This window comes from Nocardia sp. SSK8 (assembly GCF_037034205.1).
In the GTDB taxonomy this organism is placed as follows: Bacteria; Actinomycetota; Actinomycetes; order Mycobacteriales; family Mycobacteriaceae; genus Nocardia.
Genome location: NZ_JBAGKD010000014.1, coordinates 60,572 through 74,355 on the forward strand (window position 1 = coordinate 60,572; position 13,784 = coordinate 74,355).

2 protein-coding genes are annotated in these 13,784 nt (G+C 72.4%); both read right to left on the bottom strand.

The genetic code is table 11. The features are described from left to right. Nucleotides 1–19: 19 nt before the first annotated feature. A complete protein-coding gene (locus tag WA675_RS23140; RefSeq protein ID WP_442945701.1) occupies nucleotides 20–7,438 on the bottom strand; it encodes an amino acid adenylation domain-containing protein in 7,419 nt (2,472 codons plus the stop codon). A 160-nt stretch (nucleotides 7,439–7,598) separates the two neighbouring features. Then, nucleotides 7,599–13,769, bottom strand: a complete 6,171-nt coding sequence (locus WA675_RS23145) for an amino acid adenylation domain-containing protein (RefSeq protein WP_442945706.1) — start codon at nucleotides 13,767–13,769, stop codon at nucleotides 7,599–7,601. Nucleotides 13,770–13,784: the final 15 nt, after the last annotated feature.

Below are 13,784 nucleotides of genomic sequence, written 5' to 3' on the forward strand. Positions count from 1 at the left end.
CCGGTCATGCGCTTTCCACCTATCCATCCATGCCGATCACCGCGCGCCGCTGCTGCGGCACTCCGGCGTCGCCGATCATCTCACCCAGCGCCACGATCGTCGCGCCCGCGCCGTCCCCCGGTGCCGCCACCGCCACCGCCGATTCGGTGAACACGTGACTCACCTCGTCCTGCCCGTCGTCGGGGGCCAGCACCACGGTCGCGCCCGCGATACCCGCCGCGACGATCTCCAGCACCGCCGCCACCGAATCGGGCCGCCCGGCGGCGCGGGTGCGCGATTCGAAGTTCAGCCCGGTGCGCTGGGCCACCCGTTCGGCGGCCCCGGCCAGCTCGTCGTAGCTGAGCGTGCGGCCACCGCCGACCAGGGCCACGTCGTCACCGCGCAGGGCACGGGTGCGGTGGGCGTAGCCGATCGGGCGCGGCGACTCGGCGGTCAGCTCGGCTTCGAGCGCCGGGTCGGCCAGGTCGTACCAGTCCAGACCGTCGGGTACATCGTAGATGTCCAGGGTCAGACCGAGTTTCACCTCGAGGCCGTGCGGCAGCCGGGCGTCGAGCCGGGCCAGCGGCACCACGGCCGCACCGGCCTTGAGCACCGCCCAGGTCGCGATCGACGCGTGCACGCCCCGGTCCAGCCGCACCGCAACGCCGGTGCCGGGGCCCGCGCCGCGCGCGATCAGCGAGCGCGCCAACTGCGAAGAGCGGGCGTCGAATTCGTGATAGGTCAGCTCGGTGTCGCCCAGGTCGAGGGCGGGCGCCTCCGGGTCCTCCTCCACGGCCGAGGCAAGTTCCTGGGCCAGGGCGGCGCCATTGGCCGAGGGCACCGGCGCGTAGGCCGCGGCGGTGAGTTCGCGCTCGCGCTGGCGGGCGTCGCGCAGGTCGATATCGCCGATGCGCACGCGCGGGTCGGCGGCCACCGCGGTGACGATCTCGGTGAGGCCGTGGGCGAACATCGTCACGGTGTGCTCGTCGAAAAGGTCGGTGGCGTAGGTGAACACGAGGCCGACCTCGTCGGGGTCGCCCTCGGCGGTGAGCCGCGGTTCCACGTTCACCTGGAGGTCGAACTTGGCGGGCCGGGCGGCCAGGTCCATCGCCTCGATGGTGAGCCCGGGCAGCCGCAGCACCGGCGCCTCGTTGTTGTGGAACGACAGCACGACCTGGAACAGCGGGTTGTGCGAGACGGTGCCGGTGGGGGCCACTTCCTCCACGATCCGCTCGAACGGCAGGTCGGCGTGCGCGAAGGCGGCCAGATCGGTTTCCCGTGCGGCGGTGACCAATTCGTCGAAGCCATGCTGCGGCGATACCTCGGTGCGCAGGGCGAGCGTGTTGACGAACATGCCGACCAGGTCGTCGAGCTCGGGTTCGCCACGGCCCGCGATCGGGGTGCCGATGGTGACATTGGAGCTGCCGGACAGCCGGGCCAGCAGCACGGCCAGCGCCGCGTGCACCACCATGAACAGCGAGGCGTTGTGCGCGCGGGCGATCTCGGTCAGCCGCACGTGGATGTCGGCGGGCAGGGTGCTGGTCACATCGGCGCCGCGCAGCGAGGCGTGCGGCGGCCGGGGGTGGTCGTGCGGGAGCTCGACGGTGCCCGACTGCCCGGCCAGGGTGTGCCGCCAGAAGTCGAGTTGCCGTGCGGCGGTGGAGTTCTCGTCGCTCTCCTCACCCAGCACCGCGCGCTGCCACAGCGCGTAGTCGGCGTACTGCACCGGCAGTGGCGCCCAGCTGGGCGAGCGGCCCTCGACCCGGGCGCGATAGGCGATCACCAGGTCCCGTGCCAGCGGCGCCAGCGAGGCGCCGTCGGCGATGATGTGCTGCACCACCACGGCCAGCACGTGTTCTTCCTCGGCCAGCGGATCGTCGTCGGGGGCGGTGAACAGCCCGGCGCGCAACGGGACTCGCTCGGCGACGTCGAAACCGCCCGCGAGCAGGCGCATCACGCGTTCGCGCGGGTCCTCGCACTCCTCCACCGGCAGGCCGTTCGGCAGCACCGCGCTGACCGGCAGGATCTCCTGGTACGGCACCGCGTCGGGGCCGTCGGCGGGGAAACGGGTGCGCAGCGCCTCGTGGCGTTCGAGCAGGTCGGCCACGGCGTAGCGCAGGGCCGAGGTGTCCAGGGCGCCGCGCAGGCGCAGCACCAGCGGGATGTTGTAGGCCGGGGAATCGGGGTCGATCCGGTTGAGCAGCCACATCCGCTGCTGGGCGGGCGAGAGCGGCACCCGGCCGCGCTCCTGGGCCGGGACCAGCGGCGGGCGCGGGGCGGCCAGCGCGCCGGGACGCACCCGGCTCGCCAGGGTGGCCACCGTGGGCGATTCGAACAGGTCGCGCACCACCAGGTCGGCGCCGAGGGCCTGGTCGATGCGGGCGATGGCCCGGGTGGCCAGCAGCGAGTTGCCGCCGCGATCGAAGAAGTTGTCGTCCAGGCCCACCTCGGGCACGCCGAGCAGCGCGGCGAAGACCTCGGCGATACTGAGCTCGATCGGGGTGGTCGGCGCCCGGAAGACGGTGGCGGCGGTGAACTCCGGGGCGGGCAGCGCGGCCTGGTCGAGCTTGCCGTTGGCGGTCAGCGGCAGGGCCTCGACCACCACCACGGCGTCGGGAATCATGTAGCCGGTGAGGAAGTCGCCGACGGCGCCGCGCACCGCGACCGGGTCGAGCGCCGCACCGGCGACCGGGACGACATAGCCGATCAGCCGGTCACCCGCGTGTTCGTCGGCACGCACCACCACCGCGGCCTGGCCGACGCCGGGCACGCCGAGCAGCGCGGTCTCGATCTCGCCGGGCTCGATCCGGAAGCCGCGCAGCTGGACCTGCTGGTCGCCGCGGCCGCCGTACTCGAGGGTCGGGGTGCCGCGGAAACCGATCCAGCGGCCGAGGTCGCCGGAGCGGTAGCGGCGGGCGCCGGGCGGGCCGAACGGGTCGGCCACGAACCGGGTGGCGGTGAGCCCCGGCTTGCCGAGATAGCCGCGGGTCACCTGGTTGCCCGCGATGTAGAGCTCCCCGGCGACGCCGAAGGGCACCGGTCGCAGCCGGTCGTCGAGCACGGCCACCGACAGTCCGGGCAGGGCCCGGCCGATCAGGCTGCCGGGCAGGTCGACCACCTCGCCGTCGCGGTCGGCCGGGCGCGGCGCGATGGCCAGGTGCGAGACGTGCACGGTGGTCTCGGTGATGCCGTACATGTTCACCAGTTGCGGTGCGTCCGGGCCGAATCCGTAGCGGTCGTACCAGCGGTGCAGCTTGCGCGGATCCAGCGCCTCACCGCCGAAGACCACGTAGCGCAGGGCCAGCGGCGCGGCACCGGCGGCCTGGGCGGCGCGGTCGGCCTCGTCGAGCTGGGCGAAGGCGGTGGGGGTCTGGCTCAGCACCGTCACCTGTTCGCGGGCCAGCAGCTCGCGGAACTCGATCGGCGACCGCGAGGTGTAGTGGTCGACCACCACCACCGCGGCGCCACCGGCCAGCGCGCACCACAGTTCCCAGATGGAGAAGTCGAAGGCGACCGAGTGGAACACCGTCCACACATCGGTCTCGTCGAAGGTGAACAGCAATTGGGTATTGGCGAACAGCTCCAGCACGTTCCGGTGGCTCACGGCGACGCCCTTGGGCAGGCCGGTGGAACCGGAGGTGTAGATGACGTAAGCGAGGTGGTCCGGGCGCAGCGGCGCGTGCCGCTCGTTCGGGCGCAGCGGCGCGGTCGAGTAGGCCGACTGTTCCTCGAGTAGCACCACGGGCAGGCCCGCCGCGGGCACCCGCTCGGCCTCGGCCGAGGTCGTCAGCAGCACAGTCGGTTTGGCGTCGGTGAGGATGTACTCGAGGCGTTGCGCCGGATAGCTCGCGTCGATCGGCAGGTATCCCGCGCCCGCCAGCAGCACCGCCAGCAGCGCGACCGGCAGTTCCTCGGTGCGCGGAACCGCCACGGCCACCAGGGTTTCCGGGCCAGCGCCGTGGGTGATCAGGGCGCGGGCGAGCGCGGAGGCGCGGCCGAGCAGTTCGGCGAAACTCAGCGAGTACTCCCCCGCCCGCACCGCGACGGCGTCGGGACGCTGCTGGGCCTGCGCGGTGATCAGGTCGGCCAGGGTCACCTCGGGCACCGCGATACCCGGCGAATCCCCTTCGCGCAGCACGAGTTCGCGCTCGCCGGGCGCGAAGACGTCGATATCGCCGACCGGGACGGCCGGGTCGGCGACCACGGCGGCCAGCACCCGCGACCAGCGGTCCGCGAAGTCCGCGACGGTGGCCCGGTCGAACAGGTCGGTGGCGTAGACGAACGAGACCGCCATGCCCTGCGGCGCGCCGTCGGCGCCGATGCGCTCGGCCAGCTCCACCTGGAGATCGAATTTGGCCAGCGGCACCGTGAAGTCGGCGCCGGACACGGCCAGGCCCGGCAGTGCCAGGTCGGTGCGGGCCAGGTTCTGGAAGGTCAGCATCACCTGGAACAGCGGGTGCCGCGCCGTCGAGCGGACCGGTTCCAGCAGTTCCACCAGGCGCTCGAAGGGCACGTCGGCGTGGCCGAAGGCGGCCAGGTCACCGGCCCTGACCTCGGTGAGCAGGTCGGTGAAGCGGGTGCCGGGGTGCACCTCGGTGCGCAGCACCAGGGTGTTGACGAACATGCCGATCAGCTCGTCGAGGGCCTGCTCGCCACGCCCGGCGACCGGGGTGCCGATGGCGATGTCACGGGTGCCGGACAGTCGCGCCAGCAGCAGTGCGAGCGCGGTGTGCACCACCATGAACAGGGTGGCGTTGTGCTCGCGGGCGAGCCCGGCCAGCCCGGCGTGCACCGAGGCGGGCACCTGGATGCTCATGGTGGCGCCGCGGCGGCTGGCCACCGCCGGGCGCGGCCGGTCGGCGGGCAGGTCGAGCTGTTCGGGCAGACCCGACAGAGTCGTGCGCCAGAACGCCACCTGGGCGGCCAGCAGCGACTGCGGGTCGTCCTCGGTGCCGAGCAGTTCACGCTGCCACAGCGTGTAGTCGGCGTACTGCACCGGCAGCGGCGGCCACTGCGGCGCACCCCCGCCGCGACGCTCGGCGTAGGCGGTGAGCAGGTCGCGGGTCAGTGGCGCGAAGGAGAATCCGTCGGCGGCGATGTGGTGCACCACGCACACCACCACGTGCTCGGTCGCTGTGCTCGATGGCGCCGCGACCGAGGGCTCTGCGTGGTCACGCTCCGCTACCGCCTCCGAGCCCGCCGGTCGCGACGCGGAAAGGACCAGCACCCGTACCCGCACGGGCGGTCGGGCGGTGACATCGAAACCGGTGAGCGCGGCCTCGGCGATCGCGTCGGTCAGCTCGCTCTCGTCGACCTCGACGACCTCGAATTCGGGGGCGGCGGCGGGATCGCCGGGGGCCAGCACCACCTGGTGGCCCTCACCGTCGAGCACCGTGTCGGCGGCCACGCCGTCGAACACCGGGTAGACGGTGCGCAGCACTTCGTGCCTGGTCACCAGGTCGGCGACGGCGGCCTGGAGGGCGGGCAGATCGAGCCGCCCGGACAGCCGGACGGCGACCGGGATGTTGTCCACGGCCGAGGCGGGATCGAAGCGGTTGAGGAACCACATCCGCTGCTGCGCGTACGACAGCGGGATCACCGCGGGGCGCGGGCGCGGGGTCAGCGCGAGCGCGCGGGCCGACACCCGGTGCTGCTCGGCCTTGTTCGCCAGCGCGGCCACGGTCGGCGCCTCGAACACCGCCTGCACCGGCACCCGCACGTCCAGCGCGGCACCGATCCGGGCGACGGCCTGCGCGGCCAGCAGCGAGTCGCCGCCGAGTTCGAAGAAGTCGTCGTCGGCGCCGACCCGGCCCGCGCCATCGCGCAGCAACAGCGCGGCGAACACATCGGCGACGACCTGTTCGGCCGGGGTGGCGGGCGCGCGGAACCCGCGCACGGTGAACACCGGCGTGGGCAGCGCGGCGCGATCGAGCTTGCCGACCGGGGTCAGCGGCAGCTCGTCGAGCACCATGATGACGGCCGGAATCATGTACGCCGGAAGGGATTCGGCGAGGAACTCGGCCAGCGCGCCGGTATCGACGGTGCGGCCCACGCGCGGCAGCACATACGACACCAGACCGGTCGCCCCCGAAGGCATGGCCTTGCCGAGGGTGACCGCGTAGTCGAGGTCGGGGTGCGCGGTGAGCGCGTTGTCGATCTCGCCCAGCTCGATCCGGAAGCCGCGCACCTTCACCTGGAAATCGGTGCGGCCCAGGTATTCCAGCGTGCCCTCCGGCTCGAGCCTGCGCACCACATCACCGGTGCGATAGAGCCTGCCCGCCCCGAACGGCGAGGCCACGAACCGTTCCGCGGTGAGTCCCGGCCTGCCCAGATAGCCCTGCGCCAGCGCGGGTCCGGACAGATACAGCTCGCCGACCACGCCCGCGGGCACCGGCCGCAGCCGCGCGTCGAGGACATACAGCCCCATGCCCGGGATGGCGCCGCCGATGGTGACCGGCGCGTGCGGGTGCAGCGGTCCGGTGCTGGTGGCCAGGATGGTGGCCTCGGTGGGGCCGTAGCCGTTGTGGAAGGCGCGGGTGTCGGTGGCCCAGCGGCCGACCAGTTCCGGGCCGAACCGGTCACCGGCGACGACGACGGTCCGCAGGTCCGGCAGCCCGGCGGGGTCGACCGACTCCAGCGCGCCCGGGGTGATCAGCAGATGCGTGATCCGTTCGCGGCGCAGCAGATCCGACAGCTCGAAGCCGCCGAAGATGCGCGGCGGTGAGATCACCAGGGTGGCGCCGGTCGCGAAGGCCAGCAGCAGCTCCAGCACGGACACGTCGAAGTTCGGCGAGCACACATGCAGCACACGCGAATCCGGCTCGACGCCGTAGTGCTCGCGCTCGGCGGCCACCAGCGCGGCCAGACCCGTGTGGGTCACCACCACGCCCTTGGGCTTGCCGGTGGAACCGGAGGTGTAGATGACATACGCCGGGTGGTGGTCGTCGATCGGGCGCAGCCGGTCGGCGTAGCTGACGGCGTGCGCGGGCCGCGCGGCGATCCGCTCGGCGACCACCGGGTCGTCGAGTTCGATCCAGTACAGGCTGGTGCCGAGCAGGGCGCGGTGCGCGGCGGTGGTCAGGCCGAGGACGGCGCCGGAATCGGCGACGATGTGGGCGATCCGCTCGCTCGGATAGGCCGGATCCACCGGCACGTACGCGGCACCGGTCTTGGCGATGGCCCAGACCGCGAGCACCGATTCGATGGAGCGGGCGATGGCGACGGCGACCACGTCACCCGCGCCGACCCCGCGATCGATGAGCTCGCGCGCCAGCCGTGAAGACTCCTCGTCGAGCTCGCGATAAGTGAGTTCGCGTTCACCACCGGGCATTCCGGTGGGGTTGTAGCGAACAGCTATCGACCCGGCCGCGGATTCGACGGCGGCCGTGAGCAACTGGCCGAACAATGTACCGGTAGGTCGACGCCTACCGGCACGGCCAGAGCGGCGGGGGTTTTCCACAGACCAATACACCTCTCGCGTCCGGCGGGCCGATTCGGACACAGCATAGCCACACCTACCTTGCTACCGCCGACCGTCGCCGTGGTGTGCGCCACGACACACCAACTCTCTCGAAACGAAATCGTAATCCCCCGGCGACCCGTTACGGGCCGCTATCCGACTACCGCTCGAAAAGGGCGAGGACCTGCGCCGTTACCGGGCCGACCGTGGCCGAGGACACGGGTGAGAGCATTTCGTTATGGGTCGCGTCGACGGGATGATCCGCGATGACCCCAGTGATATGGGCACGCCAGCGCGAGGCGCCACCGCGCAGCGAACGCGGGGTACGCACGGCGGTGAAGTAGGTGAGATCACCGTCGTATCGGCTGGGCGACAATTCGGTCACCGCGGCCACCGCGTGCAACGCGCCGCGATACATGCCGACGAACTGCTCGCGCGAGATCGGCAGATCCGCCGCCAGCGTGGCGTGCAGCGCGGCCACGGCCTCGTCGCTCAGGTCGGTCAGCCGGTCGGCGGCGGGCAGTTGGTGATCCGGGATTCCGAGCTCGACCAGGGCGTGGCGGAGCTCGTCGCGGAAGTCGGCCAGCTCGGCGCCGGGCACGCTGTCGAGCATGATCAGCGAGGCCACCGTCTCGCCGTCGGCCTGTAGCCGGGTGGCGACGGCCTGGGCCAGCACGCCACCCAGCGACCAGCCGAGCAGGTGATAGGGACCGTGTGGTTGCGCGGTGCGGATCTCGGCCAGATACCGGCCGACCAGTTCGTCGGCCGAGCCGGGCCGGAAGTCCGGCTCGCTCAGGGCCGGGGACTGGATGCCGATGATCGGCTGATCGGCGGGCAGGTGCGGTTCGAGGCTCGCGTACGCCCACGCCAGGCCCGAGACCGGGTGCAGGCACAGCAGCGGTGGGCGGGTGCCACCCGCGCGAATCGGCAGCACCACCGCCAGCGCGGCGGCGAGGTCGCCCGCGCCCGCGTGTTCGTCGCCGACGCGAGCGGCCAGCCCGGCCACCGTCGGGTCGACGAAGAAGGCGGCCACGGTGAGTTCGGCGCCGGTGCGCTCGCGCAGCAGGTGCACCACCCGGGTGGCCAGCAGGGAGTTGCCGCCGAGGGCGAAGAAGTCGTCGTCCAGGCCCGGACGTTCGGCGCCGAGCACTTCGGTGAACACCGCGGCCACGGCGATCTCCTCGGGGCTCGCCGGTGCCCGGTAGGTGCGGGGTTCGAGCGCCGGTGCGGGCAGGGCGGCGCGGTCGAGTTTGCCGTTGGCGTTGAGCGGGAGGCGATCGAGGACAACGAACGCGGCGGGCACCATGTACGACGGGAGTACCTGCGCCACCGCGGCTTTCGCTGTCACGGCGGACAGGTCGGCGCCTTGCGTCGGCACCACGTAGGCGATCAGGCGATCACCGAGCTGCGGATCGGTCTGCGCGACCACCGCGGCCTGCGCGATGCGCGGCGCGGCCAGCAGGGCGGCTTCGATCTCACCCAGCTCGATGCGGAAACCACGGATCTTCACCTGGAAGTCGGTGCGGCCCCGGTATTCCAGTTCGCCGTCGGCGGTCCAGGCCACCAGGTCGCCGGTGCGGTACATGCGTGCGGCGGGCGCGGGTCGCTCGCGATCGGCGGCAGGGGCGAACGGATCGGGCTGCCCAGCGCCGGTGGACGCGGGTCGCCCGCGATCCCCGCCGGGCGCGAACGCACCAGGCTGATCGGCGCCAACGGACGGGCGATCGGTGGGTCCACTGGGGACAGCCGCGGCGAACGGGTCGGCGACGAAGCGGTCGGCGGTGAGGTCGGGGCGGGCGAAGTAGCCGCGGGCCAGCTGGTCACCGGCGAGGTAGAGCTCGCCGGAAACGCCGACCGGGACCGGGCGCAGGCGGGCGTCGAGCACATAGACGCGACTGTTCCATTCGGGGGCGCCGATCGGGACGGTGGTGCGGTCCTTCGCGGTGACGCGGTGGTCGGTGATGGAGACCGCGGCTTCGGTGGGGCCGTAGAGGTTGTGCAGGGCGGCGGTATTGCCGTCGAGGAAGCGCTGGGCCGTGGCGGCGGGCAGCGCCTCACCGATGGCGAGCACGCGACGCAGCGAATCCGGCAGGGCGCCACCGGCTTCGGTGAGCACGGCGTCGAGCATGGACGGGACCGCGTGCAGGGTGGTCACTGCCTGTCGCGCCAGGATCTGGAGCAGGTACGCCGGATCGCGATGCCCGTCGGGCGCCGCGATGACCAGCCGCCCACCGCACACCGCCGCCGACCAGAACTCCCACACCGAGAGGTCGAAGGTCGCGGCGGTCTTCAGCAGCACCGAGTCGTCGCGCCCGAGTCCGAATCGTTCTGTCTTCCAGAGCAATTGGTTGACGATCGCGCCGTGCGAGACAGCGACACCCTTGGGCTTGCCGGTCGAACCGGACGTGAAGATCACGTACGCGGTGTTCTCCGGCCGCAGCACACCCCGCCGCTCGCTCGCGGCGATCCGCGTGCCAGGGATGGCGGACAGATCGACGGTGTCGATCACGATGACCGGCGGGGCGGCGTGGAGCACGTCGCCGCGGTCGCCGATGCCGCGATCGACGGCGGTGGGTGCCGCCGCGCCGTCAGCGAGTTCATCCGTCGCTGCCCCGCCCGGTGCGGGCGAGAGGCCGGTCGCATCGACGTCGGGCAGCGGGTGGTCGGCGGTGACGACCCGATCCGCGACCGTGAAGGTCGCGCTGCCGTGGCTTTCCCCGACCGTGGTGATCCGTGCGGTCGGACGACCATCGGAGTCCGGGACCTGGTCGGCGGGGGCGGTGAACGCCTCGCGGGTGGTGGTCAGCACGCAGACCGGCGCGGCGGTGTCGAGGATGTGGGCTACCCGGTCGGTGGGCTGGTCGGGGTCGATCGGGACGTAGGCGGCGCCGGTCTGGGTGACCGCGTACATGGCGACGACCAGGTCGGTGGAGCGGCGGATGGCCAGGGCGACACGGTCTTCCACGCCGACGCCCTGGGTGATGAGGTGGCGGGCGAGGCGGTTGACCCGGTCGGCGAAGGCGCGGTAGGTGAGTTCGGTGCCGTCGGGGTCGACCAGGGCGACACCGGCCGGGTAGGTGGCGGCGGTGTCCGCGAACAGGGCGGCCAAGGTGGTCGGGGTGACCGGATGACCAGTGGTGTTCCAGCCGTGCAGGATTCGCTCGCGCTCGGTGTCCGAGAGCAACTCCAGTTCGTCGACCGGGCGCGCGGGGGCGGCGGCGATGGCGGTGAGGACGCGGGCGAAGCGGTCGGCGTAGGACTGGGCGGTGGCCTCGTCGAAAAGGTCGGTGGCGTAGGTGAAGACGCCGCTGATGCCCTGGGCGGTGCCGTCGGCGTCGTAGTGGTCGGCGACGATGGCGTGCAGGTCGAACTGGGAGACGGCGAGGTCCACGTCGACCGCCTCGACCGCCGCCTGGCCGAGTTCGAGGCCGGTGCGGGTGAGGTTCTGGAAGGACAAGCCCACCTGGAACAGCGGGTGGCGGGCCGTCGAGCGGGCGGGGTTGATCGCCTCGACCAGGCGCTCGAAGGGTAGGTCGGCGTGCGCGAAGACCTGGAGGTCGGTATCGCGCTGGCGGGCGAGCAGGGCGGCGAAGGGCTCGCCGGGGGTGAGGGTGGTGCGGAAGACGAGGGTGTTGACGAACATGCCGATGAGATCGTCGAGCGCGGCCTCACCACGGCCCGCGATCGGGGTGCCGATGGCCAGGTCGTCGGTGCCAGCCAGCCGGGCCAGGGTCACCGCGAGCGCGGTGTGCACCACCATGAACAGGGTCGCGCCCTGCTCGCGGGCCAGGGCCACCAGCGCGCGATGGGTCCGCGCGTCGATCTCGACCGGCACGCGCCCACCGGCGAACGACTGCACGGCTGGACGCGGCCGGTCGGCGGGCAGGTCCAGCTGGTCGGGCAGGTCGGCCAGCGCGTCACGCCAGTAGGCCAGCTGGGCCGAGGCCAGCGAGTCCGGGTCGTCCTCGCTGCCGAGCAGCGCTCGCTGCCACAGCGCGTAGTCGGCGTACTGCACGGCCAGCGGCGCCCAGTCCGGCGCGGTACCGGCCGCGCGGGCGCCGTAGGCGAGCATCAGATCGCGGGTCAGCGGGGTCAGCGAGGAGCCGTCACCGGCGATGTGGTGCACCACCACGGCCAGCACGGACGCGTCGTCACCGAGCTGGAACAGCGCCACCCGCACCGGCACCTGGCCACGCACATCGAATCCGGACGAGCCGAGTTCGTGCATGGCGGCGGTGAGCTGATCGGCAGTGATCCGCCGCACCTCGAGCTGCGGAGTCGCGTCGGAGGCGGCCAGCACCCGCTGCACCGGACCGTCGGCGGTCTCGGGGTAGATGGTGCGCAGCGTCTCGTGCCGGGCGACCAGATCGCCCACCGCGGCCCGCAGCGCCTCGACATCGATGGCCCCGTCGAGCCGCACCGCCATCGGGATGTTGTAGGCCACCGAGCCGGGATCGAACTGGTTGAGGAACCACATCCGCTGCTGCGCCAGCGAGAGCGGAATCCGGTCGGGCCGCTCCCCCGCCACCAGCGCGGGCCGCGCCCCGGCACCCGCGGTCTCGGTGAGCCGCTGGGCCAGCGCGCCCACAGTGGGCACCTCGAACAGCAGCCGCACCGGGAAGTCGGTGTCCAGCGCGGCACCCAGGCGCGCGGCCACCTGGGTGGCCAGCAGGGAATTGCCGCCGAGGGCGAAGAAGTCGTCATCGAGGCCGAGGGTCGCGTCCTCGGCCAGGTCCAGCACCTGGGCGAAGGTCCCGGCGACGATCTGTTCCACCGGCGTGGACGGCGCGCGGAATTCGGCGTGCTCGAGCACCGGGTCGGGCAGTGCGCGCCGGTCCAGCTTGCCGACCGGGGTGAGCGGGATGGTGTCCAGCGCCATGATCACCGTGGGCACCATGTGCGCGGGCAGGCTGCGCTCGGCGAAGGCGGTGAGCGCGGCGGCGTCGACGGTGGCACCCGGGGCGGCGTGCACATACGACACGAGAATGGTGGCGCCGCTGTCGAGTTCGTGGCCGAGGGTGGCGGCGAAATCGAGGCTGTCATGACCGGACAGCACCGCGTCGATCTCGCCGAGCTCGATCCGGAAGCCGCGGATCTTCACCTGGAAGTCGTTGCGGCCCACGTACTCCAGGGCTCCGTCACCGGTCCAGCGGACCAGGTCACCGGTGCGGTAGAGCCGGGAACCGGCCGGGTCGAACGGATTCGCGACATAGCGCGCGGAGGTCAGGCCGGGGCGGGCGTGGTAGCCGCGGGTCAGCTGGGCGCCGGTGATGTAGAGCTCGCCGGTCACCCCGGGCGGCACGGGGCCGAGCCGGTCGTCCAGGACATATTCGGCCACACCACCGATCGGCCCGCCGATGGTCAGCGGATCACCGGGCTTCAGCGGCACACTGATATTGGTGACGATGGTGGTCTCGGTCGGCCCGTAGACATTGTGGAACTCGCGCAGCGTCCCGTCGGCCAGCGGAATCGCCCAGCGCCGCAGCAGATCCGGCGGGCACGCCTCACCACCGACGGCGACCACCCGGAAGTCGTCGAGCCCAGCCGGGTCGATCGAGGCCAGCGCGGCGGGGGTGATGAACGCGTGGCTCACCCGCTCGCGGCGCAGCAGCGCGGCCAGGTCGTCACCGCCGAACACGCTCGGGTCGACGATCACCATCGTCGCGGCGGCACCGACCGCCAGCAGCAGTTCCAGCAGCGACGCGTCGAACGAAGGCGAGGCGAAATGCAGGGTGCGCGAGCCGGATTCGACACCGTAGAGCCTGCGCTGCTCTTCACAGAACGGCGCCAGCCCGGCCTGGCTCACCGCCACGCCCTTGGGCAGGCCGGTGGAACCGGAGGTGTAGATGATGTAGGCCAGATCCTCCGCGCGGACCGGACGCAACCGGTCGGCATTGGTGATCGGCTCGCCGGACACCTCGTCGAGCAGCGCCGACGCGTCCGGCCCGTCGATGGCCAGCCAGTCGACCTCGGCGGGCAGCCGGTCGGCCACCCCGGTGACGGTCAGGCCGAAGACCGCGCCGGAATCGGTGACCATGTGCGTCACGCGATCCGGCGGATAGTTCGGGTCCACCGGCACGAAACCGGCGCCGGTCTTGGTGACCGCCCACACCGCCAGCACCGACTCGATCGAGCGGGAGATGCCGATGGCGACCAGGTCACCCGCGCCGATCCCGCGCGCGATGAGCAGCCGGGCGATCCGGGTGGAGCGGTCGTCGAGTTCGGCGTAGGTGCGGGTGCCGAGGGTGCGGGTGGCGTCGGCGAGCACGACGGCGGTGCCGTCGGGCGCGGTCTCGACGGCGGCGGCCAGCAGCTGCGCCAGGGTGGTCACCCGGGGGCGCCGGGT